The sequence below is a fragment of the Nocardia mexicana NBRC 108244 genome (assembly GCF_001613165.1).
GTDB classification, from domain to species: Bacteria; Actinomycetota; Actinomycetes; order Mycobacteriales; family Mycobacteriaceae; genus Nocardia; species Nocardia mexicana.
In genome coordinates this window covers 81,978-107,005 of the sequence record NZ_BDBV01000006.1, presented here as the reverse complement: position 1 = coordinate 107,005, position 25,028 = coordinate 81,978, and the positions used below count along the sequence as shown (strand labels likewise).

Here is a 25,028-nt window from a genome sequence, read left to right as displayed (position 1 = left end):
CTGTCGTCCGGGCGTGCTTCCCTCAGTTGTCCGGGCGTGCTTCCCTCAGTTGTCTCGGCGTGCTTCCTCTGTTGTCCCGGCACGCTTTTGGCCGGGACCGTGGTGCCTAGTTCGGGCGGGTGAGGGCCGCGTAGCGGGCGGTGTGGTGGTCGGGCGAACCCCACTCGTGCTGGATTGCGGTGAGGCGCTTGAAGAAGTGGCCGATGGCCAGCTCCTCGGTCATGCCCATCGCGCCGTGCAGCTGGACCGCGTGCTGGCCGATGAAGCGGGCGGCGCGGCCGATGGTCGCCTTGGCCGCGGCGGCCGCCCGGGCGCGCTCGGCCGGATCGGCGTCCAGCTTCAAGGTGATGAGATACGTTGCGGCGACGGCCTGTTCGAGCTCCAGGTGCATGTCGACCATGCGGTGCTGCAGCACCTGGAACGAGGCGATCGGCACGCCGAACTGCTGACGCTGCTTGGCGTAGGAGACCGTATCTGCCAGCACCTTGCGCATCCCGCCGACCGCTTCGGCCGAGATCGCCGAGATCGCCTCGTCCACGGCGGTGTCGAGCGAATCGCCCGCGCCCCCTTCGGTTCCCAGCAGCGCATCGGCCCGCACGCCCTCGAGTGTCACATCGGCGGCGCGGCGCTCGTCGATGGTGCGGTAGGGATGCTGGGTGAGGCCGGGGGCATCGGCGCTCACCACGAACAGCGACACGCCGTCGGCGTCCGGGGTCCGCGCGGTGACCAGCAGGTGCGTCGCCAGCGGTGCGCTCGTCACCATCGTCTTCGCGCCGTCGAGGATCCACGAATCCCCGTCGCGCCGTGCGGTAGTGGACACCTTGCGCACGTCGTAGCCCGAATCCGCCTCCAGCGCAGCCAGAGCGGTGATCACGTCACCGGAGACGATGCCGCGCAACAGCTCTCCGGCCCGCTCACCACCGGCCCTGCGCAGCAGACCGCCGCTCAGCACCACGGTGTCCACATACGGCTCGATCACCAGCGCCCCGCCCAATGTCTCGGCGATGAGCATCGTCTCGACGGCCCCGCCGCCGAAACCGCCCGCGCTCTCGGGCAGGCTGGCGCCGAGGATGCCGACCTCCTCGGCGAAGGCGCGCCAGATCTCCGGCTGCCAGCCCGGCCCGGTGCGCGCGGCGGCGCGGCTCTTCTCGAGGTCGTAGCGGGCCGCCAGGAACTCGGTGACCGTATCGCGGAGCAGTTGCTGTTCGGCGGTGAATTCGAAGTCCATCTCTACAGTCCCAGGGTTGCCTTGGCGATGATGTTGCGTTGAATTTCGTTGCTGCCGGCGTAGATCGAACCGGCGCGGTCGTTGAAGTAGCGCAGCGGCGCGACCGCCTGCCACTCGTCGCCGCTGACGTAGTCGTCCGCGGGGACCGTGAAGTCGACCACCGGGCCGCCGGGCATGGCGGCGTGCGGCTGGTAGGCGCGGCCGCGCGGGCCCGCCGCCTCCAGCGCCAGCTCCGTGAGCTGCTGGCTCAATTCGGTGCCGAGGATCTTCAGCGTCGAGGCCGCCGGACCGGGATTCTTTCCCTGCGAAATCGCGGCTACGGTACGGAATTCCAGGATTTCCAGGACGTCGGCGCGGATCCGGGCATCCGCGAGCTTGGCCGCGAACGCCGGATCGTCCAGCAGCGCACCGCCGTTCGGACCGGGCTGCGAGACCGCCTGTTCGGCAAGCGATTCCGCCAGCACCTGCAGCATGGGTGCGAGGGCGCCGCCGCGTTCGAAGTTGAGCAGATACTTCGCGACGGTCCAGCCGTCGTCGATGCGGCCGAGCACATTGGCCTTCGGCACCCGCACCTGGTCGAAGAAGACCTGGTTCTGCACCTGCTCGCCGGAGGTCATCACCAGCGGGCGGACCTCGATGCCGGGGGTGTTCATATCGATCAGCACGAACGTGATGCCCTGCTGCTTGCGCTCCAGCTTGGAGGTGCGCACCAGGCAGAAGATCCAGTTCGCCTCGGTGGCGTGGGTGGTCCAGATCTTGGAGCCGGTGCATACCAGGTCGTCGCCGTCGTCGACGGCCGCCATGGTCAGCGACGCCAGATCCGAGCCCGCCTCGGGCTCCGAGTAACCCTGGCAGAAGAATACCTCGCCGGTGAGGATGCGCGGCAGGAAGTAGGACTTCTGTTCCTCGGTGCCGAACGCGACGATCGCGTGCGCCACCATCCGGATTCCCATGGGCGACAGCGCCGGCGCACCGGCCAGCATCGACTCTCGGTCGAAGATGTAGTGCTGCGTCAGGCTCCAGTCGCAGCCGCCGTGCTCCACCGGCCAGGCGGGGGCGGCCCAGCCACGCTCGTGCAGGATGTGCTGCCACCGCATGCTGGCCTCGTGATCCGGGTAGACGCTGGTGGCGAGCTGCCCGGCGCGCCGAAGCTCGGGGGTGAGGTGCTCGTCCAGAAAACGCCGAACCTCGTCGCGAAACGCGAGATCGGCGGGCGACCAGTCCAGATCCACGAAGAACTCCTTGTGCGATAAACGGAGCTCTACCTTCTCATTTCCTCGCACAGGAACGCAAATGGTCGTTAACTTATGGGCGCGGATCCCGGCGTTCGCCGGGACGGCGGATGGGTCGGATCCCGGCGTCCGGATGGTTCCCCGTCTCGCCTGGGTGATTTCCCTGCCGCCGGGCGAACGTCGGGGCCCAGCTCTTGACATTCCACTGTGGAGGGAGGAATATGGCTACATTCCACTTTGGAATATAGGACTCTTCGATAAGGAACACCGACCATGGATATCGCGACCGGGACCCGCGCCTCCGACGCCGAGCGCCAGCAGGTGGCCGAACTGCTGGCCCGGCATCTGAGCGAGGGCCGCCTCGATCTCGCCGAATACGACCAGCGCGTGGCGCAGGTCTACGCCACCACCACGCGGGACGATCTGAAGCTGGTGCTGTCTGATCTGCCCAAATTGCCCAAACAGCGGGCCGCGCAACCGAAAGCGCCGGTGGTGCCGGTCCGCTTCCCGATCTGGCAGCGCATCGAGGGCAGCGCCTGGCTGGGCGTCAGCGTGCTGTGCCTGGCAATCTGGGCCGCGATCTCGCTCGGCGCGGGCGAATTCACCTATCCCTGGCCGATCTGGGTGATCGGTCCGTGGGGCGCGGTCCTGGTCTTTCGCGTCCTCACCGGCTGGGAGTCGCGCGGCTGCCGGTCCCTGGGACTGGACCGGTAATGACCGCGTACGGCCTGCTGCTCGCCGCGCACATCGCCGCGGGGACGGCGGGCCTGCTGCTCGGGTCGATCGTCATGTGGGCCGACACCCACCGGTGGGGGCGCACATCCGATTCACGTGCCCCTGGCGTGCTCACGCACTCCCTACAGCAGCTGTAAGGGGTGCGAGAATGGATGCGGGGTGCGTGGAAAGTGGGGGTGGGCAACCGGGCGGGGAACATTCGGGGGCTGGCGTACGCGGGGCTATCTGCGGGTAGCGGGTAGATTGGCGTGCTGTGCACCTGAAGAGTCTGACGCTGAAGGGGTTCAAGTCCTTCGCGTCCGCGACGACCCTGCGCTTCGAGCCGGGCATCACCTGCGTGGTGGGGCCGAACGGCTCGGGCAAGTCGAACGTCGTCGATGCGCTCACCTGGGTGATGGGTGAGCAGGGCGCCAAGGCACTGCGCGGCGGCAAGATGCAGGACGTCATCTTCGCCGGCACCGCCGGCCGCGCGCCGCTGGGCCGCGCCGAGGTCACGCTGACCATCGACAACTCCGACGGCGCGCTGCCCATCGACTACTCCGAGGTGTCGATCACCAGGCGCATGTTCCGTGACGGCGCCGGTGAATACGAGATCAACGGGAACTCCTGCCGCCTGATGGACGTGCAGGAACTGCTGTCGGACTCCGGCATCGGCCGGGAAATGCACGTGATCGTCGGACAGGGCCAGCTCTCGGCCATCCTGGAATCGCGTCCCGAGGACCGCCGCGCCTTCATCGAAGAGGCCGCGGGCGTGCTCAAGCACCGCAAGCGCAAGGAGAAGGCGGTGCGCAAGCTGGAGGCCATGCAGGCCAACCTGGCGCGCCTGACCGACCTCACCACCGAGCTGCGCCGCCAGCTCAAGCCGCTGGGCCGGCAGGCCGAGGTGGCGCGGCGCGCGGCGACGGTGCAGTCCGAGCTGCGCGACGCCCGGCTGCGGCTGGCCGCCGACGACCTGGTGACCCGGCGCCGCGAGCTGGAGAGCCAGCAGAGCAAGGAATCGTACGCCCGCGAGCAGCAGATCAACGTCCAGGCCGAGCTCGACGCCGCCAATGCCGCGCTGGCGCAACAGGAATTCGAGCTCTCCCGGCTGACGCCCAGCGCCGAGGCCGCCGCACAGACGTGGTTCCAGCTGTCGGCGCTGGTGGAGCGCGTCAACGCCACCATACGCATCGCCCGCGACCGCGCCCGCAACCTCACCATCGAACAGCCCACCGGCACCGGGCGCGATCCCGAGCAGCTGGAGGCCGAGGCGGCCCGGGTGGAGGCCGAGGAGGCCGAACTCCAGGCGGCGGTGGAGGTCGCCGCCGAGACGCTCGAGTCCGCCCGCGAGCAACTGCACGAGCGCGAACAGGCCGCCAAGGCCGCCGAACAGGCGCACCTGGCCGCCGTGCGGGCGATCGCCGATCGCCGGGAGGGCCTGGCCCGCCTGTCCGGACAGGTCGACACGCTGCGGCATCGCGCGCAATCCGCGGACACCGAGATCGCGCGGCTGTCGGAGGCGCTGGCGGAGGCTCGCCGGCGCGGCGAGGGCGCCGAGGCCGAATTCGAATCCGTGCAAAGCGAACTGAGCGAACTCGACGCGGGCGAGGAGAGCCTGGACACCGCCTACGAGCACGCCGCCGAGGCGCTGGAGCAGGCCGAGCGGCGGGTGACCGAACTGCGTGAATCCGATCGGGAGGCCAGTAAGAAGGTCGCCTCGCTGACCGCCCGGATCGAGGCGCTGACCATGGGTCTGGCACGCCGCGACGGCGGCGCCTGGCTGCTGGAGCATCACGCCGAGGGCCTGCTCGGCCCGCTGTCGGCGATGTTGCAGGTGCACAGCGGCTTCGAGGCCGCGGTCGCCGCCGCATTGGGCCCGCTGGCCGATGCGGTCGCCGCGGAGGCCGGTGGTCCCGCGCACTCCGCGCTGCGCGCACTCAAGGAGGCCGATGGGGGCCGGGCCGCGGTCGTCTACGGCGGCGCGGCCGGTTCACTCGGCGACGGCGGCAATCGCGGACCGCTGCCGGGGTCCGCGCGGCGACTGTCGGAGGTGGTCGATGCTCCCGAGGCGATGCGCGGTGCCATTGCCGCGCTGACCGCCGGGACCGTGGTCGTCGACGATCTGGCCGCGGCCGCCGAAGTCCTTGCGGTACAGCCGGATCTGCGCATCGTGACCCGCGACGGTGACCTCACGGGGACCGGCTGGCTGCTCGGCGGCTCCGATCGCGCCCCCAGCCAGCTCGAGATCCAGGCCGATATCGATGCCGCGAAGGCCGAATTGGCGTCCTGGCAGCGCCATGCCGAGGAGTTCGAGGCCGCGCTGTCGGGGGCGGAGGCCGAGCAGACCGACCGCAAGGGGGCCGCCGATCAGGCGCTGCTGGCCCTGCACGAGTCCGATCAGGCGCTGGTGTCGATATACGACCGGCTCGGCCGCCTCGGCGAGACCGCCCGCACCGCCCAGTCCGAATGCGAGCGCCTGCAGGCGCAGCGCGCCGACGCCGAGACCGCGCGGGACGAGAACCTGGAGAAGCTGGCCGAACTCGAGGATCGGCTGCGGCACGTGGAATCCGAACAGTCCGAACTGGATTCGGATGACGGTGCGGGCACCGAGACCGCGGGGGAGGAACGCGAGGAGGCCGCCGCCGCGCTGGCCGAGGCCCGCGCCATGGAGGTGGAGGCCCGCCTGGCCGTGCGCACGGCCGAGGAGCGCGCGGAATCGGTTCGCGGCAAGGCGGATTCGCTGCGCCGGGCCGCCCGCGCCGAACGCGAGTCGCGCGCCCGCGCCGAACGGGCCCAGGCCGCACGCCGTCGCGCGGCCGAGGTCGCCGCGGTGGTGGCCGAATCCGCGGAGCGTGTCGCCGCCGAGCTGGAAACCGTTGTGGCCGAAGCCAGTTCGCGCCGGGACGAGCTGGTCCGCCGCCGTACCGACTGCGCCGCGCAGGTCGACCAGACCAAGGAGCGGACGCGGGCGCTGACCACCCAGCTGACGCAGCTCACCGACGCCGTGCACCGCGACGAGGTGGCCCGGGCCGAGGCGGCGCTGCGCATCGAGCAGCTGGAGGAGACCATCTCCGAGCAGTTCGGCCTGGCCCTCGACGATCTGATCGCCGAGTACGGTCCCGACGTGCCGATGCCGCCGACGCCGCTCGAGCTGCAGGAGTACGAGCAGGCCAAGGAGCGCGGCGAGGCGGTCAGCCCGCCGCAGCCCATGCCCTTCGACCGCGCCACCCAGCAGCGCCGCGCCAAGCGCGCCGAGAAGGACCTCACCACGCTCGGCAAGGTGAATCCCCTTGCGCTGGAAGAGTTCGCGGCCCTCGAGGAGCGCTACAACTTCCTGTCCACGCAGCTCGAGGACGTCAAGAAGGCGCGCCAGGATCTGCTGGATGTGGTGTCCGAGGTGGACGCGCGGATCCTGCAGGTGTTCACCGAGGCGTGGGAGGACGTCGAGCAGGAATTCGTCGGCGTCTTCGCGAAGCTGTTCCCCGGCGGCGAGGGGCGGCTGGTGCTGACCGACCCGTCGGACATGCTGACGACCGGCATCGAGGTGGAAGCCCGCCCGCCGGGCAAGAAGGTCAAGCGATTGTCGCTGCTGTCGGGCGGTGAGAAGTCGCTCACCGCAGTGGCTTTGCTGGTGGCGATCTTCCGTGCCCGCCCGTCGCCGTTCTATGTGATGGACGAGGTCGAGGCAGCGCTGGACGACACCAACCTGCGCCGCCTCATCGGCCTGTTCGAGCAGCTGCGCGAGAAGTCGCAGCTGATCGTCATCACCCACCAGAAGCCGACCATGGAGGTCGCGGACGCGCTCTACGGCGTCAGCATGCGCGGCGACGGCATCACCCAGGTGATCAGCCAGCGCATGCGCGGGGAGAACCTGGTGGGCGCGTCCAACTGACCCGCCGGGCTCGCACGAACCGCCGCTACCCTGTGGGTATGGATCTTGATGAGACCTTCGAATGGCAGGGGCGGCGGATCGCCTGCGCCAGGATGGGGAGCGGTCCTGATGTCGTCTTCTGTCACGGCACGCCGTTCTCCTCGGTGCTGTGGCAGCCGTTCGCGGAGGCCCTCGCGCGGGACTTCACCGTGCACCTGTGGGATATGCCGGGGTACGGCCGGTCCTCGAAGGAGGCCGGTCATGCCGTCGACTTCGGTTCTCAGGCAGCGGCTTTCGCGGCGCTGCTGGAGCATTGGGGCTTGGCGTCGCCGCACGTGATCGCGCACGATTTCGGTGGTGCGGTGTCGTTGCGCGCACATCTGGTCGAGCGGGTGGCGTATGCGTCGTTGATGCTGGTGGATGTGGTCGCGATTCCGCCCAGCGGGTCGCCGTTCTTCCGATACGTGCAAGACAACCCCGACCTGCTCGGGCAGCTACCCGAGTACATTCACCGGGCGCTCGTCCGTGCCTACGTCCAGAACGCAAGTGTCACAGAGCTTCCGGAGCGGATCCTCGACGCTCTCGTGGAGCCGTGGACCGGTGCGGAGGGGCAACCGGCCTTCTACCGCCAAATCGCCCAGTACGACGAGAAGTTCCTGCGCGAGAACGAGGATCGCCTGGGGGACATGGATATTCCGGTCCACATCGTCTGGGGTGAAGCGGATGGCTGGATCCCCGTCGACCGTGCCCACCGCCTGCACGAGCTGATCGCTGGGTCCACCCTGCGGTTGGTGCCGGGCTCCAACCACCTCATGCACTACGACGCGCCGGTAGCGTTGATGCACGAGGTCCGGGCTTGGCTGGACGCCCGCGGCTGATTCACCTCATCGGCAGATTTCCGCCAGGGCGTGGAAGGCGCGCTTCGGCTCCAGGCTGCCGTCGGGCATGACCTTGCAGACGCCGAAGGCGGCCAGGTCGAGGTCGAAGCGCGGATCCTCGTGGTGCGGGCAGCTATAGCTGGCGAACGTGAACCAGAATGCGGTGTCCACGGATTCGTCCTCGGCCAGGTCGAAGATGGCGCGCATATAGCGGACCTGCTCGTCCTCGTCGCGGACGTAGTCGCCCTTGATGCGCGGCGGATCGGCCTCGTGGTCGGCGATGTCCCAGCCGATTCCGCTGCGTGCGGCCGCGCCCCGATATGTGCAGCAACCGAATTCGGTCACGGCGATCGGCTTGCCGTGCCGGAAGAATTGCCGGAGGCCCGGGCGGCAGGCGGGGTCCTCGGGGTCGACGTAGGCGTCGATGCCCACGATGTCGAAGGGCTCCCAGTCGATCTCCTCCCAGAGCGCGGAGGCGTAGGTGACCTTGCCGCCGAACCGTTTTCGCACCGTCGTCACGGTCTCCGCCAGGAAGGCGTTGATCCGTGGAGTGGCTTCGGCGAGATTCTCCATGGCCGCGGGATCGCCGCTGGTGAAATTCGCGACCCTGGTGAGCAGATCCGCGCCGGGGAGAAAGCCGGCGGCGAACAGGCTCAGCTCACAGCCGGTGACGAAGACCTGCGCTCCGACGGCCTCGGCGCGGTCGGCGCACTCGGCGAAGTACGGCCGCATGTCGTCGGTGGTCAGGTCGCTCGGGAACGGGGAGAACCAGACCTCGAGCCCGGCGTCCACCGCATGCCGTGCCGCGACCGACATGCGCTCCGGGTCGCCGCCGATGATCCGCACGGCATCACAGTGCAGATCCTCGGCGACGACGCGGATCTCCTCCTTCACCGCGTCGGGATCGAACTCGGGCCGCGAACTCAGCCCGGGGGTGAAGCCGGTGTCATAGGTGATGCCCTTGGCGCGCATGGTTTTTCCTGTGTTTGGCGTGGGTGATGTTGGCCTGATTTCGTATTCGAACATTAGGGGGATGTTGAAACGACGGTCAACGAAACCGGCGTTGCATCGGCCCATTTGTGCAGCTCATACCTGCGATTGCTGATTGCAATGACAGTGCCGATCGATGCCCCCGAAGGGTTGAGCATTGCAATGACCGGCTAGGGCGCCACGACGACAGCTACGGCAAGTCGAGACCGTCGTGCGTAACCAGCGACTTGGTCACTCCCCCTTATGGTCGAACGCCCAGATCCGTTGTGCGAGTTCAAATTTCGGGCGAACTTGTCGGTGCCCCGGCGTACTGTCCCCACCATGCCGTCCTACCTGCACGAGGGTTTGGTTGAGCTTTTCCGGTCGCAGCCGATGCTTGCGGCGTGGTACCTGGCAGATGTCTTCGGTGAGCATGTGCCTGACTGTCCGCAGGCCCGAGCCGAGCCTTGCGACTTCACCGATGTGGGGCCGAAAGAGTTTCGCGGTGATTCGGCGTTTGCCCTGATCGGCCCGGACGATCGCACGATGGTCGCTATTGATGTGGAGGTGCAACTCGGGATCGATGAGTCGCGTAGGTGGAGTTGGCCGGTGTACGTGTCGACGCTGCGCTCCCGGCTTCGGTGTCCGACATATCTCCTGGTCGTCGCTCCGAAGCCGGAGGTTGCGGAATGGTGTCGTGAGCCGATCGAGTTCGGTCATCCTGGATTGGTGCTCCGCCCTCTGGTGCTCGGACCGGACCGCGTGCCGGTGGTCACCGATCCTGCGGAAGCAATCGCCGTGCCGGAGCGTGTCGTGCTGTCGGCGATAGCTCACGGCGAGCAACCGTACGCCGATCAGGTGTTCGCTGCGCTGCTGGCGGGACTACACAAAACTACCGATGAGCAGGGCAGAATGTACTATGACGTTGTGGCAGCGGCCCTGTCCGCCACAGCCCAGCGCCGTCTGGAGGAGATCATGGCAACCACCAAGGACTACCAGAGCGATTTCGCCCGCCGATACGTCGCAGAGGGACGTGTAGAGGGTCGTGCGGAAGGCGAGGCAGCGATGTTGCTAGCTGTCTTGGAGGGGCGGGGGCTTGCGGTGTCTTCAGGGGCCAAGGATCGGATCGTTCGGTGTGAGGATCCTGATCAATTGCTGGAGTGGGGTCGTCGTGCCTCCTCTGTCAGTTCGGTAGACGAGTTGTTCGATCAGTGACGGCCGGATATCGGTACCAGAGCGATTTCGCCCCGGCGGTACGTGGCGTGGCGCAGGGGCGTGAGGAGGCGCGGCAACAAGGGCAAGTGGAGCAAACGGCTCGCTCGGTGGTGTCGATATTGAAGGCGCGGGGATTTTCTGTCTTGCCGGAGGTCGAAGCTCGGATCGCAGCCTGCGGTGACCTCGATCAGCTGCTGCGGTGGGTCGTGCGTGCTGTCGATACCGATACGGTCGAAGGACTGTTCGACTGATGTTCGCTCCGTCGAACGTGGTTGGACCGAGCGCGCGAAACTGTCGGTAGCGCAACGTGTTCACGGGGTCTGTCGGGGCGGCTGCGATAATGGCGGGCATGGCGCGGCGGGTGCGGGATCAGATGCGGAATGGTAGGTACGTGCGGCCGCCGGGGAGGCCGGTGCGCAGACGTTCGCGGCGTATCCCGTTCTTCGCGGTGGCTTGGTTCGCGCCGCTGCTGGTGTTGGGTGGGCTGGTGGCCTTCAGCTTCATAGTGCTCGTCGGGATCGTTCTCTTCGGTTCCAGGGACCCGTCCCCACCGGCAGCACCTACGGTGCGCGTGTCACCTCAAGGGTCCGAACCTGCGCAAGTGCCGCCGCCGCCTCCTCCCCGCCGCCCTTGCTATCCGTTCCAGCCGGACTGCACACCGGCGCCAGCAGGCGGCTGACCGCGATCATCAGGCGGCTTCGAACGTGCGTCGAGCAGCCAGGTGATCGGTAGTGGCTCCGCTCGAAGCGCTCGATCAGAGCCGTTGCGGGACAACGGGAATCGCCGACGAACGTGTCGATTTCCGGTGGGTGGTCATGAGTCACTTCTCGTTCTTCTTACTCGCATAGGCTGGTGCGGTGCGATCGGCGGAAGAGATGCGGCAGCGGTGGCTGCATGATGCGCCGAAGATGTTCGCTCGGCCGGAGATGTTCGCCCGTGGTGGCCGGGAGATGGAGTCCGTGGCCGGGGGACGGTTGCGAGACCTCAGATCCAGCCTCGAACGGTAGCACCCGCACCGTGATGAGCGGGGTCCCTACCCCGCCGGGCAGGGCATGGCCACCACCCGGTCGGAGAAGGTCAGGCTTACGGTGCCGTCTACTTGCGACAGGGTTGGTTGTCGAACCCGGTCTTGTCGGTGTAGGTGACGTTAGGAAGGTATGGCCCCATCACCGCTACCTCGTCACCGGGTACCTCGGTGTTCTGCACGGCTTGGTCGAATCCGGTGTCGGGCAGCATGTTCCGGATCTGCAGCATGCCGAAGTCGTGGTCCTTGTATCCGTCGCCCTTGTCCGACCATTCGACGTAGCCGTAACCGCACTCGGGGGTGGCGTTCTTCGGGCGGTCGCCGGAGCGGCTGATGACGACGGTGTAGTTGCCCTCTCGGTCGACGGGGACCTGTTCGTCGTAGGTGCAGTTCATAACCCTTGTGCTGTACGGAGATTCGTTCATGCAGAACGAGACGTAGCGGACGTCGCCGGTGCCCATGACCGTGTCGTGGTTGTAGGTGTTCGGGTGAGTGGGCATCTTGCCCTTCACGACGGCGACTTCGCCGTAGCCGCGGTGCAGGATCGAGCGGATGTAGTTGTTGTGCACGTTGGGGAAGAACCCACCGCCGCCCTCCCGGGGCGGGTCGGTCTCCGCGCCGATGGCATCGTCACCGGTCCAGGTCTGCAACAGGAAGATTCGGTCGTACTGCGGCGTCCACGCGGTCGAACGCGCGATGGTGAGATCGGCGCTCGGGGCGTAGACGGCCGGAAACTCGGGATTGATCGCACGCTTGGTCTGGAACAACACGCCGTCCGGTGGGCTGTCGTAGGTCTTCAGGTTCTTCGGGTCCGGCGGCGGGTACACCTGCGCCTGGACACCGGGGGTATTGGGCAGTGCGTCGTGATCGTCGGTGATCTGATCGGGATAACGCAGGTCGCTGTAGTTCTCGGTACTCAGCCCGAGCGAGGACGCGGCCGGTAGCCGGGTTGCGCCGCCGTGCTGCTTCGCGAAGTCCTTGGATTCGGTGTCGGTGGCATCGCACAGCTCCTGACCGGTGAGGGTGGTGCCATCGGTCAGCGTAAGTTTCGGTTTCGGCAGGCCGACCCCGCCGGTGAGGTCGGTGTCCCTGTCAGGGATGTAGACCCGGTACAGCATCAGGTCGAGCTGATAGGTCCTACCGTCGGACCCGGTTTCCGCGCCCAGGTCCACCTGCCCCAGCTGTGAGGAGGTCCCGGTGAACAGGCTGGTGCGCTGCGGTTCGTTATTGCGCGGATCGCGAGTCGGGTACAGCTGCTGGTTCGCGACGGGGTCGTAGTTGGGTGCGTGATCGACCGTGAGGGTGTAGGCCCGCTCGGCATCGGGGACATCGCGGCGCGCACCGGCCACGAAAGTGTTCGTCGACCCCGGCGCGGGTTGCATCTGGTAGTCGGCCACACCGTCGACAACCGCGCCGAGCTTGTCGTAGGAGATCAGCGAGGAGTATCGCGAATGCGGGAAGGTACCGCTCAACTCCAGCTTCGACCCCTCCGGTCGGCGCAGGTAGGCCGCCCAATAGGCGGTACCCGCGTCGGGGTAGGCGACGTTGAACAACGGGTCGGCCCCGACCGCGCCGTAATGCCAGAAACAGTCACTGAACTCGCCGCCGGTCAAGTCCGTGGTCGCACCGCCGCTGGGTGCTGTCGCGGAAGCCGTTGCCCCGGAGGATGATTCATTTTTCGAGTCGGTGTCCGAACACGCGGCCATGCCACCGATCAGCAACAAGGCCGCGGCACCCGCCCGCCACCGCCGTCCATTCCGCACCAGCGATCTGCTCATCAGCCCTCCGGTCCACGATCAGAAGGAACACGCCGAGCGTGACTACCAGCCATCACGAGGCTGTAGAACGGGGGATCCGGTGCCTAACCCCCGGAAGAACCTGCCGGCGGAGGGCAGCCCGACCCGTTGCAGCGCTCGACGGTCACAGGTGTCGGCACCGCTGTCACGTGGTCCGGCTGCAGTTCGGGCCGCGTGCCCCACTTTTCGCCCGTGGGCGATTCGCACTTCCATGTCACCAGGTAGTCCGCCGGAGCTACGTTCTCGAACGTCGAAGTGATGACATCGTTGCCATTACTCGCCAAATTCATCTTTCCGTAGTCCGGCGGAGTCTCCAGAGTCTTCCGGATCCCCAGCATGCAATCCGCCGTGGATGAGCCGTTGTTGGTGATCTCGGTCGTGACCGTGGAACCGACGGCATGCGCTGTGACGTTGATATCGGTCGGTTCCGCCGATGCCGTGGTGGCGGCGAGCGGCAGGGCCAGCGCCGCGACCGATACGCCGACCAGAGTGGAACGGAGAGCGAGGCCGTTCATCAGCGATCCTTCCCCTATGCGGTTCGGACACATTCACATAAACAGAACAATCGGTACGGCCGCGACGATGATCACAAATAGTTGTCTATCTGTTAACTGAAGGCTGACCGTCGAGCTGTGGTGGTGGTAGCTCAATCGTTCGATCGTCAGCTTGCGTGCTGTTCGGATGCTTGCTTGGGCTGTTTAGGAGCGGTCGTTCGATGGCAGAGAAGGCATAGCGAGAAGATCACCGAGCACTCGGCACCGTTCTTCTACCGCACGCGGCACTTTCCTTCTCCCATGCTCGGCGGCGGCCGAGTGGCCGGCGCGCCGAGCGGGACGGCGTCACCTTCCGTCGGGTGGTCGACGCCGCCGTGGCCGCTAACCGTCCAGCATCGATTTCAGTTGTGCTGCACCGGTTTCTGCGAGCCAGGCGTCGAAGGTGCGGAGGCCGGGGTGGATTTCTCTGAGGGCCGGGATGTCGGCCTGCCAGCCGGAGCCGGTCTTCATCAGCTTCCGGACGGTGGTGGCGATGGGTTCGGGCAGGGTGGTGGCTTCGGCGTCGGAGATCTGCCGGTAGCGGACCTCGTGCCCGGTTGCGCGGCTGATGGCCGCGACGGCGTCGAGCGGCGTGACCTCGTCGCCGGCGAGTTCCAGGGCGCGGCCGTCGAATCGGTCGGGATCGGTCAGTGCCAGGGCGCCGAATGCGCCGACATCGTCGACGGCGATCACCTGCACGGGACGGTCCGGCGGGAAGGCGTGGCGGTTGACGCCGTTCTCGATTCCGTCGAGCAATCCCGTGCGGGCCAGGTAGTTCTCCATGAACCGCACCGGGCGGAGCAGCGTGTACCGCATTCCGCTGGCGACTACCGCATCCTCTATCCGCTTCTTGCCCGGCGACAGGCGCTCGACATCGCCTCGGAAGGATCCGATCCCCGTGAATACGAAGTGGTCGACGCCCGTCCGGCGAGACAGTTCCACCAGCCGGGCACCGCGCTCGGCCTCCAGATCGTCGTCCCAGCCACGCGCGCTGAACGGGGCGGGCGGAACGGCGAAAACGGCGCGGACGCCTACGACGGCCGCTGCCACGCTGTCCGGGGCGTCGAAGTCGCCCACCGCGAGTTCCGCCCCGGCTTTCGCAAGGCTTTGCGCCGCCGCCGATTCCGTATCGCGTACCAGGGCGCGGATCCGATGACCGGCGTCGAGCAAACGGCGCGCGGTCGCGCCACCCTGCTTGCCGGTGGCGCCGGTGACGAGGATGAGATCGTTCTTGTCGGACATCGGACGGTGCTCCTTCGGTAGAATCCGGGTTGATTGACCCGTATTCGGACGGTAGGACGACCATTTCCGTTCTGCCAGTAGTGCACAGAGGCTCCGTAACGAAATGACTGCTCCCTCGCAGCCGGGCGTCCGGGCCGATGCCCGCCGCAACCGCGCCCTGATCCTGGCCGCCGCCCAGCATGCCCTCGCCGAGCACGGCACCTCGGTCTCACTCGCCGAGATCGCGCGCCGTGCGGGCGTGAGCACCGGCACCGTGCACCGGCATTTTCCGGCCAAGCTGGATCTGGTGGAAGCGGTTGTCCAGCAACGCATCGACCGGCTCATGGCGCTGGCCCTGAGTTACCGGGATGCGCCCGACGCGGGCGCGGCACTGCTCGACTTCTGCACCACGGTGGTGACCAGAACGCCGGGCAACAAGGCGCTGTGCGATGTGCTCGAATCCGATGACGGGTGGCCGCGAGACCTGTTGCGCGGCGCGGGGGAGCGGTTCGACCGGGCGCTGGAGGCGCTGCTGGCGGCGGCGCAGCGCGAGGGGTCGATACGCGCCGACCTCACCCTGCCCGACCTGCTGGCGATCTTCGCCGGATGCGTGGCGATCCAACGTAGTTCGGGCCGGACGAACACGCTGTCGCGTCCGGCCGCCATGGTGCTGGACGCCATGCGCACCACTCCGGGCCACGGCGTGACGAAACCCGCTACTCGCCCCACCGGTCGTAACGAAACGCCGTCGCGTAACGAAAGATCCGGACGTTGCCCGATCTGCGGTGCGCCACTACGAAATTCCGGTACCGGCCGCCCGGCCCGCTACTGCTCCCCGGCCTGCCGGCAGAAGGCCCACCGCCGCCGAAGCGCAACAGCTCGCCACGATCCGCCGCACGTCGCCGCCGTCTGACGGCAGGCCGCGAGGTCCGGACGCCCCGTCATGGTGCGCAGAGACCGCGACTGGTGCGTCGGTGGCGAGAAATGGCCCCGTGAGCAATCCGACCGCTGATCGAACCGAGTCCGGCGATCCCGAGGCTTTCGAAGCGGCATCCATACGTCCACCGGTGCGCCGGAACGCGATGGTGCTGGAACACGGTGCGCCGGAACCTGCTGCGCCGGAACCTGCTGCGTTGGAACCTGCTGCGCTGGAACACGGTGCGTTGGAACCTGCTGCGCTGGAATACGGTGCGTTGGAACCTGCTGCGCTGGAATACGGTGCGTTGGAACCTGGTGCGTTGGAACACGGTGTGCCGGAACCTGGTGCGCCCGATCGTGGTGCGCCGCTAACCTCGTCGAGTGCGAACCTTCGTATGGCAGGGGCTCGATGAGCCGCGGATGGAGATCGTCCACGTCGAGGCCCTGGACCGGGCGCGCGGCACGCAGCTCGGTCTGGTGTACGAATTGCATTGGGAACTGGACGGTTCCGAGCTGACCGTCGATATCGGTGACGGTCCGGTCCGCCACCGGCTGGACGGAGCCGACTACTTCGACCTCCAGCACTCGGCGTTCTTCAACACGCTGCCCGTGGTGCGGGACGAGTTGTTGGCCGAGGGCGCCGCGCCGCGCGACTACACGATGCGGTTCGTCACCGTCCCGCAACTGGCCGCCGTTCCGGCAACGCAGCGGTACGTACCGCAGGGCGGCCGCACCGTGCGATTCGTCTCGGGTGACTACGAAGCCGATATCGACTTCGACGACGATGGGTTCGTGGTGCTCTACCACGACTATCTGGGCCGATTGCATCCCTGAACGACGGGGGCGGATCGAGTGCGTCCTCGGTTCGGTCGGCGTGTGGGTTTCGACCGAAAGCATGTCGGAACGACGGTGCGGCTCACCGGAACCGCACTCTGGATAGGAGGGATGGGATTCGCGCGCTGGAGCGGTGGGGGTGGCTCAACTGCGGGGATACAGCCGGAATCCCTCGAATGATGTATGCGGGCGTGAGCGATAGAACTCGCTTGCCTCGTCGGTGATCAGATCCAGGCGAGTGACGCCGCTACGACGGAACAACTCCTTCACCAGCCGGACGCCGATGCCCTCCCTGCGGCGGTGCTCGGCGACCAGCAGCAGGGACAGGTAACCCCACCAGCCGTCGCTGAGCGCGTGTGCGAAACCGACCACCGCGATGTCATCGATCGCGCCGTGGCCGTCGATAGCGACGAGGGTCAAACTGCCCGGTGCGCGGAGGGCTCGATCCGCTCCGTCCAGATCGGCGGGGTAGCTCGGCCACCCCTCGGCCCGGCACAGCGCGACGATTCCGTCGAGGTGCTCGTCGGCGTACTGCACGACCCGCATGACGCGATTGTGCAATCGAGACGGGCGCTGTGTCCTGCAGATTCGGTTCCGCGCAGCGGCTGAGGCACAACCGTAACCGGCCGGGCATCGATGCGTCAGAGCAGATCGCTGACGTCGTCGGGGACGTCGACGGCGTACTTGCGCAGCGTGTCCATCGGGACGACCTCGAGCGCGTTCTCATGGGTGGCGGCGAGCACGACCGGCGCCGCGACTCCATCCTCATGGGCGTGCAGCCAGCGCACCGCGACGACACACCAGCGGTCGCCGGGCTGCAGGCCGGGAAAGTTGTTCTCCGGGCGCGGGGTGATCAGGTCGTTGCCGATCGACTTCTGGTGCTCCAGGAAGTCCTGGGTCACGACAGTGCACACCGTGTGGCTGCCCAGATCCTCCGGGCCGGTGCTGCAGCACCCGTCCCGGTAGAAGCCGGTGAGAGGATCGGTGCCACACTCCTCCAGCGGTCCCCCAAGCACATTTCGATCGGTCACGCCGCCGATCCTATTGTCTAGCTGTCGGATTCGCCGCGCCTTCCGCCGCGTGGTGCGCAGACGAGCAGACCGGTCGGTAGCTGACGGGGTCGACGACCGTCCGAGCGGCGTGTCCTGGCGCTGAGTAACCTCGCGGTGTGTTAGAGGGCGTGTGGCAAACCGTACTCTCGAAGTATGCGGATCGCCTTCGGTACCGATGAATCCACGGATCTGACGCGCTATATGAAGGACTGGCTGACCGCCCAAGGGCACGAGCTGGTGGTGGTCGGCGAGGACATCGCCTGGCCCGAGGTCGGCGGCGGCGTGGGGGAGGCGGTCGCGCGGGGAGTCGCCGACCGCGGCGTGGTGTGCTGCTGGACCGGAACCGGTGTCTCGATCGCGGCGAACAAGGTCGCCGGTGTGCGGGCCGCGCTGTGCACCGATCGCGGCACGGCCGAGGGCGCCCGCAAGTGGAACGACGCCAACGTGCTGGCGCTGGGTCTGCGCCTGACCTCACCCGCCCTCGCCGAGGAGATGCTGGACGCGTTCCTCACCACCGCGCCGGACGACTCGGAGGCCGGGAACTACAGCCGGCTCGGGTGAGATTCGCCGTCGTTCGGCTGCGGATCGAGGTCGTCCGGCCTACGCGGTCACCTTTCACGTCGACGAGGTAATTCTTGCCGCATGGGGCCGCATGGTGACCGCGTAGGCCGGATGCCGTGACTGCGGCAGAGCGCCCGCCCGAGACGTCCGGAAGGCTCGCGCGCCAGTCGGCGTGTCGACGCGCCACGTCGCTGCCGCCCCACGGGTGTTAACCCGCGTTCTGAAAGGATGGGGGCGTGACTGCGCAAGCTTGGATTCTGATCGCCGCGATCGCCGCCGTGCTGCTGGTGGCGTTCGTTTCCGGATTTGTCCTGTACAAACGCCGCCGGGTGACGCTGACCCCGGCCGCTCCCGAGAAGGAGCTGACCGACAAGTCGGGCGGTTACAAGGCGGCCGGTGGATTCAGCTTCAGTCAGGGCGGTGCCGGGTCGGGCACGCTCACCCCGCCCAGCCCGGAACCGGTGCCGCTCGAGCGGACCGACGACGAGGGTCAGCCGCATATCGGCGACGATGCCGCCGTCCCGCGCGACTCGGCGCGCCGCACCATCACCGATGTCCGACTGCCGGAGCCCACCGCCGAGGCGGCGCCCGAGGAAGAGGTTGTCGGGGAGGAGGTCGCCGACGGCGCGCCCGGCGATCCGGCCACGGACGGCGCCGCGGGTTCGACGGCGACGATCGAGACGCCCGCCGGGACCGCCCCGCCGGAAACCACGACCGGCGACGCCGCACCCGATCGTTCCGGTTCCGCACCCGCCGAGACCGCGGCGCCGGACACCGCCGCGCGCGACACCGACCGCGCCGATACCGCGGCCGCCGGTACTGCCGCGCCCGATACCGCTGCGCCCACCGGATCAACTGCGCCGAGTGGAACTACCGCGCCTGTCGGAACTACCGCGCCGAGCACGACCACCACGCCCACCGGAACCGCCGCGCCGGCCGAGACCTCCGCGCCCGCACCGGAGATCGAGGAGATCGAGCCCACCGCCGGTCGTCTGACCAAGCTGCGCGGGCGGCTGTCGCGTTCCCAGAACGCGGTCGGCAAGAGCCTGCTCGGCCTGCTCGGCGGCGGCGATCTCGACGAGGACTCCTGGGAGGAGATCGAGGACACCCTGGTCATGGCCGACCTCGGCACGGCCAGCACCACCACGATCGTGCAGCGGCTGCGCGAGGAAATGGCCTCGCGCAGCGTCCGCACCGACGAGCAGGCCCGCCAGGTGCTGCGCGACGTCCTGGTCGAGGCCCTGCGCCCGGAGCTGAACCGTTCGATCCGGGCGCTCCCGCACGACGACCACCCGTCGATCCTGCTGGTCGTCGGCGTCAACGGCACCGGTAAGACCACGACCACCGGCAAGCTGGCCCGGGTGCTGGTCGCCGACGGCCGCCGGGTGCTGCTCGGCGCCGCCGACACCTTCCGCGCCGCGGCCGCCGACCAACTGCAGACCTGGGGCGAGCGGGTCGGCGCCGAGACGGTGCGCGGACGCGAGGGCGCCGACCCGGCGTCGGTCGCCTTCGACGCGGTCAGCACCGGCATCGACAACGGCGTGGACGTCGTGCTGGTCGACACCGCCGGACGCCTGCACACCAAGACCGGTCTGATGGATGAGCTGGGCAAGGTCAAGCGGGTGGTGGAGAAGAAGGCCGCCGTCGACGAGGTGCTGCTGGTGCTCGACGCCACGGTCGGCCAGAACGGACTCACGCAAGCGCGGGTGTTCGCGGAGGTCGTCGACATCACCGGCGTGGTGCTGACCAAGCTCGACGGAACGGCCAAGGGCGGCATCGTCTTCCAGGTGCAGCACGAACTGGGCGTCCCGGTGAAGCTGGTCGGCCTGGGCGAGGGTTCCGACGACCTGGCCCCGTTCGAGCCGGGCGCCTTCGTGGACGCGCTCCTGGGCTGAAGCCTCCACCCTCACTCGGGAGCCGCCACCTCATTTCCGGCATGAGCCGCCACCTCATTTCCGGCATGCTTTTGGCCGGAATCCAGCGCGAGGTCCCGGCCAAGCGCATGCCGGGAGCGGAGTGTGGGTGTGCCGGGAAGCGGAGGGTGGGCATGCTGGGAAAGCGGAGGGTGGGCATGCTGGGAAAGCGGAGGGTGGGCATGCCGGGAAAGCGGAGTGTGGGGTATGCCGGGTGGTTTGCTGGCACTGCCGTGGCCGATCCGGTGTCATGCCCGGTAGACAGGGAACGCTGGTGACCTGCTGGCCGAACCGGTCGGTTCGGCCGTGGACTTCTCGGCCACGTGCGGGCGAGTCGGTGCCAAAGTGCCTGCGTCGCAGGGCTTCGACCAGCGCGTATCCTGCTCGGTCGGCTCACACCCGAGGGGCCGTCGCAATGAGGTTTCGGCTGTGGTGAACATCACGAAACGTGATGGCAACAATGCACGTTCATCCGTTCACCCAGCGGAAACATCGCTGCGTCACGGCGGAAACACCAACTGAGGAACCTTCTTGTCAGGCTCGTTTGCCGTATTCGGACGGGCCCGAGATGAGGAGGAACAAGGTGGCGTTTCCCGTAATCGGTGAACCCAACACCGGGGACACCGCATGGATGCTGGCCAGCTCGGCACTCGTGCTGCTCATGACACCAGGCCTGGCGTTTTTCTACGGCGGCATGGTGCGTGGCAAGAACGTGCTCAACATGATCATGATGAGCATCAGCGCAATGGGCCTGATCACGGTCCTATGGTCGCTATACGGCTTCTCGGTGGCCTTCGGCGACGACAAGGGCAACCTGTTCGGTGACCCGACGCAGTACTTCGGCCTGAAGTCGGTCTTCGGTGGCAGTTACCTGGCCACCACCGACCCGGCCGCCCCTGCCGCCGTGCCATTGGCCGGGACCATCCCGCTGTCGGTGTTCGTGGCGTTCCAGCTGATGTTCGCGATCATCACCGTCGCCCTCATCTCGGGTGCGGTCGCCGACCGCCTGAAGTTCGGCTCCTGGCTGCTGTTCGCGGGCGTGTGGGCCACGATCGTCTACTTCCCGGTGTCGCACTGGGTGTTCTCCTTCGACGGCATCACCGGCGAGACCGGAGGTTGGATCGCCAACAAACTGAAGGCGATCGACTTCGCGGGCGGCACGGCGGTGCACATCAACGCCGGTATCGCGGGCTTGGTGCTGGCGATCATCCTCGGCAAGCGCAAGGGCTGGCCGAAGACCCCGATGCGACCGCACAACCTGCCGTTCGTCATGCTCGGCGCCGGTCTGCTGTGGTTCGGCTGGTACGGCTTCAACGCCGGTTCGGCCGTCGGTTCCAACGGGATCGCGGGTGCCACCTTCGTCACGACCACAATCGGCACGGCGGCCGCCATGCTGGCCTGGCTGCTGGTGGAGAAGTTCCGCGACGGCAAGCCCACCTCGCTGGGTGCGGCCTCGGGCATCGTGGCCGGTCTGGTCGCGATCACCCCGTCGTGTTCCTCGGTGAACGTCGTCGGCGCGCTCGCCATCGGCATCGTCGCGGGCGCGCTGTGCGCCCTGGCCGTGGGCCTGAAGTTCAGGTTCGGCTTCGACGACTCGCTCGACGTGGTGGGCGTGCACCTGGTCGGCGGCCTGGTCGGCACCCTGATGGTGGGCCTGGTGGCCACCTCGGAGGCGCCCGCCGCGGTCGAGGGCCTCTTCTACGGCGGCGGCTTCGACCAGCTGGGCAAGCAGGCCGTCGGCGCCTTCGCGGTGCTGATCTTCTCGGGCGTGGTCACGGCGATCATCGCGCTGGCGATCAAGTACACCATCGGCCTGCGTGCGAACGAAGAAGCCGAGTTCCAGGGGATGGACGAGTCGGAGCATGCGGAAACGGCATACGATTTCGCTGCTGTGGGTGGCACGGCACGTACGGCCGTCAAGGAGGCATGACGCAATGAAACTGATCACTGCAATCGTCAAACCGTTCACGCTCGAGGACGTCAAGAGCGGGTTGGAGCAGGCAGGCGTGCTGGGCATGACCGTCAGCGAGGTGCAGGGCTACGGGCGGCAGAAGGGCCACACCGAGGTCTACCGCGGTGCCGAGTACTCCGTCGACTTCGTGCCGAAGGTTCGTGTCGAGGTCGTCGTGGACGATGCCTCCGTCGAGAAGGTCGTCGAGGTGATCGTCGAGGCGGCCCGCACCGGCAAGATCGGCGACGGCAAGGTCTGGGTGAGCCCGGTCGACTCGGTGATCCGGGTCCGCACCGGCGAACGCGGCTCCGACGCTCTGTAGGAACCACGATGCCCCGGCGGGAGCGCCGGGCCCGCTCTCGCGGACATCGGACGCGGCGGGGACGGCGGTCCCCGCCGCAGCACAGAGAAGCGCGCGGCGGCCCCGCCCCTGCCGGACAGGCCGGGGCGGGGCCGCCCGCATGCGAGCCGGTTCCTCCGGGGCCGGGCGGATGCATGGTTGGTCCCGCACGCCGGGTGCGCAGGACACGGAATGGGTGGTGGTTGTGGGTTTCCAGGCGAGAGACGAAATTTCGGGCGGTGCAACGGATCTGGTGCGGGCCCGGGAACAACTGCTCGACGGCGGGGACACCCGCCATCCGCGCCTGGACGCCGAATCGCTGCGCCAAGCCCTGGTCGACCTGCACGACCTGTGGCTCACCGGGAAGGGGGCCGAACTGGGCATCACCCGCGACAGCGGCCTGGCGGTGATCGCGGTCGGCGGATTGGGCCGCCGGGAGATGCTGCCCTATTCGGACCTGGATCTGGTGCTGCTGCACGACGACGTCGATCCGGAGCGCGTGGCCGAGGTCGCCGATCGGCTGTGGTATCCGCTCTGGGACGCCCACATCAAGCTCGACCACAGCGTGCGCACGGTCCCGCAGGCGCTGCGCGTGGCCTCCGACGACCTCACCGCCGCGCTCGGCATGCTCGAGGCCCGTCACATCGTCGGCGACGACGAGCTGAGCAACCTGCTGATCGGCGGGGTGCGCCGCGAATGGCGCACCGGAATCCGCTCCCGCTTCGGCGAATTGGTCGAACAGGCGCAGGTCCGGTGGAAGCGCAGCGGCGAGATCGCCCACCGCGCCGAACCCGATCTGAAGAACGGCCGCGGCGGGCTGCGCGATATCCAGCTGCTGGACGCCCTCGCCATCGCCCAGCTGACCGACGCCATGCCGGGGCTCGGTCCGGACGTGCCCGGTGGCGGCCTGAAACATGCCCATCGCCGACTGCTGGACGTGCGCACGGAGCTGCACCGCGTGGCCCGCCGCTCCCGCGATCAGCTGCGCGCCCAGGACGCCGACGAGATCGGCGCCGCCCTGCGCATCGGCGACCGCTTCGACCTGGCGCGCACGCTCAGCGATGCGGCGCGCACGGTCGGCTATTCGGTCGACGTCGGATTGCGGACCGCGGGCAATGCGCTGCCGCGGCGCGGCCTGGCCCGGCTGCGTCGCATGCCGGTGCGCCGACCACTCGATGAGGGGGTGGTCGAACACGCCGGTGAGGTGGTGCTCGCGCGCGATGCCCGCCCGCAGAAGGATCCGGGCCTGATCCTGCGGGTGGCCGCGGCCTCGGCGCAGACGGGACTGCCGATGGCCGCGACCACGCTCAACCGGCTGTCGGAGGACGCGCCGGAGCTGCGCGAGCCGTGGCCGCGGGAGGCGCTCAACGATCTGCTCGTGCTGCTCGGTGCCGGCCGGGGCACGGTGGACGCGGTGGAGGCGCTGGACCGAACGGGGCTGTGGGGCAGGCTGTTTCCGGAATGGGGCGCGGTGCGCGACCTGCCGCCGCGCGACCCGCAGCACACCTGGACCGTGGACCGGCACCTGGTGGAGACCGTCGCCTACGCCAGCGGCCTGAGCACCCGGGTGTCGCGTCCCGACCTGCTGCTGCTGGGCGCGCTGCTGCACGACATCGGCAAGGGCCGCCCCGAGGACCACAGCGTCGTCGGCGCCGAACTGGCCACGCAGATCGGCCGCAGGATGGGGCTGTGGCCCGCGGACGTGCGTGCGCTGTCGGCGATCGTGCGGCACCATCTCCTCCTGCCGGACACGGCGACCCGGCGCGATCTCGACGATCCGAAGACCGTGCGGATGGTCGTCGACGCGCTCGACGGCGATCCGCAACTGCTCGAGCTGCTGCACACGCTCGCCGAGGCGGACTCGCTGGCCACCGGTCCGGGCGTCTGGGGCGATTGGAAGGCCTCGCTGATCGGCGAGCTGGTGCGCCGCTGCCGGCTGGTGATGGCCGGTGAGCCACTGCCGCAGCCGGATCCGATCTCCGAAGCGCTGCTGGAGAAGGCGAAGTCGGGCGGCGTGCACGTCGAGCTGGTGCCCGGCGACGGGCGCTACACCCATGTCGTGACCGTCATCGCGCCCGATACGCCGGGCCTGCTGTCCGATGCCGCCGGGGTGCTGGCGCTGCACTCGCTGCGGGTGCTGTCGGCCGACCTGGCCGGCTCCGGGGCCGCGGCGATCGACCGGTTCGTGGTGACACCGATGTTCGGCGATCCGCCGGACCCCGGGCTGCTGCGCCAGGAGCTGATCCGGGCGGTCAAGGGCGACCTGAACCTGGCGGCGGTGCTGGCCAAGAAGGAGCGCGACGCCGGTGCGCGGTCGAGCCCGTACTCGCAGTCCCGGCCGCGGCTGATCTGGACGGAATCCGGTGCGCCCGGCCAGGTGCTGCTGCAGTTGCGTGCCGAGGATCGGATCGGTCTGCTCAGCAGGTTGGCCGCCGCGCTGGCCGGGGCGGGCGTCGACGTGCTGTGGGCGAAGGTGGTCACCATGGGCTCGGCCGTGGTCGACGCGTTCTGCCTGGATCTCGGCGATGCGGATACGCCCGCGCGGCGCGCCGAGATCGAGGCCGCGGTGCTCGCGGTGGTTCCCCAACCGGAACCGAAGAAACCGGCCGAAACGGACACCGGCGTCGAGTCCGGCGCGATTTACTGATCGCTCGCCCCGTCAGTGAATTTGCTGGCAAACCGGGTGTTTGCTGGTTAACCAGATCGTTGCGTGCGAATCGCGACAACCTGTGTCGGGTGTGATGCAAGCCACTCTAGTATCGGAACCGTTTGAGGGTT

The 25,028-nt window shown here is 68.1% G+C and carries 23 protein-coding genes; 13 read left to right on the top strand and 10 right to left on the bottom strand.

Annotation, left to right across the window (positions count from 1 at the left end):
* Positions 1 to 106: 106 nt before the first annotated feature.
* Positions 107 to 1,228, bottom strand: a complete 1,122-nt coding sequence (locus NM1_RS03235; RefSeq protein WP_068013675.1) for an acyl-CoA dehydrogenase family protein — start codon at positions 1,226 to 1,228, stop codon at positions 107 to 109.
* Positions 1,229 to 1,230: 2 nt separating this feature from the next.
* A complete protein-coding gene (locus NM1_RS03230) occupies positions 1,231 to 2,460 on the bottom strand; it encodes an acyl-CoA dehydrogenase family protein (RefSeq protein WP_068013673.1) in 1,230 nt (409 codons plus the stop codon).
* A gap of 273 nt (positions 2,461 to 2,733) precedes the next feature.
* Between NM1_RS03230 and NM1_RS03225 the strand changes: the two genes are divergently transcribed.
* The 4 genes from NM1_RS03225 to NM1_RS03215 all read left to right on the top strand — a co-directional run bounded on the left by NM1_RS03225 (position 2,734) and on the right by NM1_RS03215 (position 7,923).
* Positions 2,734 to 3,174 (top strand): DUF1707 SHOCT-like domain-containing protein, encoded by a 441-nt coding sequence (locus tag NM1_RS03225; RefSeq protein WP_068013671.1) that lies wholly within the window; start codon positions 2,734 to 2,736, stop codon positions 3,172 to 3,174.
* Positions 3,174 to 3,332, top strand: a complete 159-nt coding sequence (locus NM1_RS41835) for a hypothetical protein (protein ID WP_157123831.1) — start codon at positions 3,174 to 3,176, stop codon at positions 3,330 to 3,332. Before NM1_RS03225 ends, NM1_RS41835 begins: the two co-directional genes overlap by 1 nt.
* A 116-nt stretch (positions 3,333 to 3,448) precedes the next feature.
* Positions 3,449 to 7,066: a chromosome segregation protein SMC gene (gene smc / locus NM1_RS03220; RefSeq protein ID WP_068013669.1), complete on the top strand. Its 3,618-nt coding sequence runs from the start codon at positions 3,449 to 3,451 to the stop codon at positions 7,064 to 7,066.
* Positions 7,067 to 7,104: 38 nt separating this feature from the next.
* A complete protein-coding gene (locus NM1_RS03215; RefSeq protein WP_068013667.1) occupies positions 7,105 to 7,923 on the top strand; it encodes an alpha/beta fold hydrolase in 819 nt (272 codons plus the stop codon).
* Positions 7,924 to 7,929: 6 nt separating this feature from the next.
* Here the strand turns inward: NM1_RS03215 and NM1_RS03210 are convergent, their stop codons facing one another.
* The gene (locus tag NM1_RS03210) at positions 7,930 to 8,895 is read right to left on the bottom strand and encodes a glycoside hydrolase family 113 protein (protein ID WP_068013665.1); all 966 of its coding nucleotides are present in this window, start codon (positions 8,893 to 8,895) and stop codon (positions 7,930 to 7,932) included.
* Between the two features lie 339 nt (positions 8,896 to 9,234).
* On the opposite strand from NM1_RS03210, the gene NM1_RS03205 reads away from it, so the two are divergent.
* Positions 9,235 to 10,107: a hypothetical protein gene (locus NM1_RS03205; RefSeq protein ID WP_068013663.1), complete on the top strand. Its 873-nt coding sequence runs from the start codon at positions 9,235 to 9,237 to the stop codon at positions 10,105 to 10,107.
* The gene (locus tag NM1_RS41830; RefSeq protein WP_147289017.1) at positions 10,104 to 10,358 is read left to right on the top strand and encodes a hypothetical protein; all 255 of its coding nucleotides are present in this window, start codon (positions 10,104 to 10,106) and stop codon (positions 10,356 to 10,358) included. Before NM1_RS03205 ends, NM1_RS41830 begins: the two co-directional genes overlap by 4 nt.
* 118 nt (positions 10,359 to 10,476) lie before the next feature.
* On the opposite strand, the gene NM1_RS43730 is transcribed toward NM1_RS41830, so the two are convergent.
* From NM1_RS43730 to NM1_RS03190, 4 genes are all read right to left on the bottom strand, one after another.
* On the bottom strand, positions 10,477 to 10,611 hold the full coding sequence (locus tag NM1_RS43730; RefSeq protein ID WP_255286158.1) for a hypothetical protein: 135 nt from the start codon (positions 10,609 to 10,611) through the stop codon (positions 10,477 to 10,479).
* A gap of 591 nt (positions 10,612 to 11,202) precedes the next feature.
* Complete coding sequence (locus NM1_RS03200; RefSeq protein ID WP_147289016.1) at positions 11,203 to 12,744, bottom strand: hypothetical protein; 1,542 nt, start codon at positions 12,742 to 12,744, stop codon at positions 11,203 to 11,205.
* 248 nt (positions 12,745 to 12,992) lie between these two features.
* Positions 12,993 to 13,442, bottom strand: coding sequence for a hypothetical protein (locus NM1_RS03195; RefSeq protein ID WP_068013658.1), 450 nt, complete (start codon positions 13,440 to 13,442; stop codon positions 12,993 to 12,995).
* A gap of 360 nt (positions 13,443 to 13,802) precedes the next feature.
* Positions 13,803 to 14,702 (bottom strand): NmrA/HSCARG family protein, encoded by a 900-nt coding sequence (locus NM1_RS03190; RefSeq protein ID WP_068013655.1) that lies wholly within the window; start codon positions 14,700 to 14,702, stop codon positions 13,803 to 13,805.
* A 103-nt stretch (positions 14,703 to 14,805) separates the two neighbouring features.
* On the opposite strand from NM1_RS03190, the gene NM1_RS03185 reads away from it, so the two are divergent.
* Positions 14,806 to 15,594 carry a TetR/AcrR family transcriptional regulator gene (locus NM1_RS03185; protein ID WP_068013653.1) on the top strand — a complete coding sequence of 263 codons (789 nt, stop codon included), beginning with the start codon at positions 14,806 to 14,808 and terminating at the stop codon, positions 15,592 to 15,594.
* Positions 15,595 to 15,622: 28 nt separating this feature from the next.
* Here NM1_RS03185 and NM1_RS44565 read toward each other — a convergent pair whose 3' ends face one another.
* A complete protein-coding gene (locus NM1_RS44565; protein ID WP_169814188.1) occupies positions 15,623 to 15,928 on the bottom strand; it encodes a pentapeptide repeat-containing protein in 306 nt (101 codons plus the stop codon).
* Between the two features lie 52 nt (positions 15,929 to 15,980).
* On the opposite strand from NM1_RS44565, the gene NM1_RS03175 reads away from it, so the two are divergent.
* On the top strand, positions 15,981 to 16,433 hold the full coding sequence (locus NM1_RS03175; protein ID WP_147289015.1) for a putative glycolipid-binding domain-containing protein: 453 nt from the start codon (positions 15,981 to 15,983) through the stop codon (positions 16,431 to 16,433).
* 144 nt (positions 16,434 to 16,577) lie between these two features.
* Here the strand turns inward: NM1_RS03175 and NM1_RS03170 are convergent, their stop codons facing one another.
* Together NM1_RS03170 and NM1_RS03165 are read right to left on the bottom strand one after the other, a co-directional pair.
* The gene (locus NM1_RS03170) at positions 16,578 to 16,979 is read right to left on the bottom strand and encodes a GNAT family N-acetyltransferase (RefSeq protein WP_068013647.1); all 402 of its coding nucleotides are present in this window, start codon (positions 16,977 to 16,979) and stop codon (positions 16,578 to 16,580) included.
* A gap of 95 nt (positions 16,980 to 17,074) precedes the next feature.
* Positions 17,075 to 17,464 carry a DUF2237 family protein gene (locus tag NM1_RS03165; protein ID WP_040749614.1) on the bottom strand — a complete coding sequence of 130 codons (390 nt, stop codon included), beginning with the start codon at positions 17,462 to 17,464 and terminating at the stop codon, positions 17,075 to 17,077.
* A 174-nt stretch (positions 17,465 to 17,638) separates the two neighbouring features.
* Between NM1_RS03165 and NM1_RS03160 the strand changes: the two genes are divergently transcribed.
* The 5 genes from NM1_RS03160 to NM1_RS03140 all read left to right on the top strand — a co-directional run bounded on the left by NM1_RS03160 (position 17,639) and on the right by NM1_RS03140 (position 24,897).
* Positions 17,639 to 18,046, top strand: coding sequence for an RpiB/LacA/LacB family sugar-phosphate isomerase (locus NM1_RS03160; RefSeq protein WP_068013645.1), 408 nt, complete (start codon positions 17,639 to 17,641; stop codon positions 18,044 to 18,046).
* Between the two features lie 236 nt (positions 18,047 to 18,282).
* A complete protein-coding gene (ftsY, locus tag NM1_RS03155; protein WP_068013643.1) occupies positions 18,283 to 19,941 on the top strand; it encodes a signal recognition particle-docking protein FtsY in 1,659 nt (552 codons plus the stop codon).
* Positions 19,942 to 20,542: 601 nt separating this feature from the next.
* Complete coding sequence (locus NM1_RS03150; RefSeq protein ID WP_068013641.1) at positions 20,543 to 21,889, top strand: ammonium transporter; 1,347 nt, start codon at positions 20,543 to 20,545, stop codon at positions 21,887 to 21,889.
* Between the two features lie 4 nt (positions 21,890 to 21,893).
* Complete coding sequence (locus tag NM1_RS03145; RefSeq protein WP_068013639.1) at positions 21,894 to 22,232, top strand: P-II family nitrogen regulator; 339 nt, start codon at positions 21,894 to 21,896, stop codon at positions 22,230 to 22,232.
* 139 nt (positions 22,233 to 22,371) lie between these two features.
* Positions 22,372 to 24,897, top strand: a complete 2,526-nt coding sequence (locus NM1_RS03140; RefSeq protein WP_425454314.1) for a [protein-PII] uridylyltransferase — start codon at positions 22,372 to 22,374, stop codon at positions 24,895 to 24,897.
* The last annotated feature ends 131 nt before the right edge of the window (positions 24,898 to 25,028 follow it).

Excerpts from the sequence above, each read along its gene's own strand:
- NM1_RS03235 (WP_068013675.1), bottom strand. The coding sequence starts at position 1,228 with ATGGACTTCGAATTCACCGCCGAACAGCAACTGCTCCGCGATACGGTC.
- NM1_RS03225 (WP_068013671.1), top strand. The coding sequence starts at position 2,734 with ATGGATATCGCGACCGGGACCCGCGCCTCCGACGCCGAGCGCCAGCAG.
- NM1_RS41835 (WP_157123831.1), top strand. The coding sequence starts at position 3,174 with ATGACCGCGTACGGCCTGCTGCTCGCCGCGCACATCGCCGCGGGGACG.
- NM1_RS03215 (WP_068013667.1), top strand. The coding sequence starts at position 7,105 with ATGGATCTTGATGAGACCTTCGAATGGCAGGGGCGGCGGATCGCCTGC.
- NM1_RS03210 (WP_068013665.1), bottom strand. The coding sequence starts at position 8,895 with ATGCGCGCCAAGGGCATCACCTATGACACCGGCTTCACCCCCGGGCTG.
- NM1_RS03205 (WP_068013663.1), top strand. The coding sequence starts at position 9,235 with ATGCCGTCCTACCTGCACGAGGGTTTGGTTGAGCTTTTCCGGTCGCAG.
- NM1_RS43730 (WP_255286158.1), bottom strand. The coding sequence starts at position 10,611 with ATGAAGCTGAAGGCCACCAGCCCACCCAACACCAGCAGCGGCGCGAAC.
- NM1_RS03195 (WP_068013658.1), bottom strand. The coding sequence starts at position 13,442 with ATGAACGGCCTCGCTCTCCGTTCCACTCTGGTCGGCGTATCGGTCGCG.
- NM1_RS03190 (WP_068013655.1), bottom strand. The coding sequence starts at position 14,702 with ATGTCCGACAAGAACGATCTCATCCTCGTCACCGGCGCCACCGGCAAG.
- NM1_RS03185 (WP_068013653.1), top strand. The coding sequence starts at position 14,806 with ATGACTGCTCCCTCGCAGCCGGGCGTCCGGGCCGATGCCCGCCGCAAC.
- NM1_RS03170 (WP_068013647.1), bottom strand. The coding sequence starts at position 16,979 with ATGCGGGTCGTGCAGTACGCCGACGAGCACCTCGACGGAATCGTCGCG.
- NM1_RS03160 (WP_068013645.1), top strand. The coding sequence starts at position 17,639 with ATGCGGATCGCCTTCGGTACCGATGAATCCACGGATCTGACGCGCTAT.
- NM1_RS03145 (WP_068013639.1), top strand. The coding sequence starts at position 21,894 with ATGAAACTGATCACTGCAATCGTCAAACCGTTCACGCTCGAGGACGTC.
- NM1_RS03140 (WP_425454314.1), top strand. The coding sequence starts at position 22,372 with ATGCGAGCCGGTTCCTCCGGGGCCGGGCGGATGCATGGTTGGTCCCGC.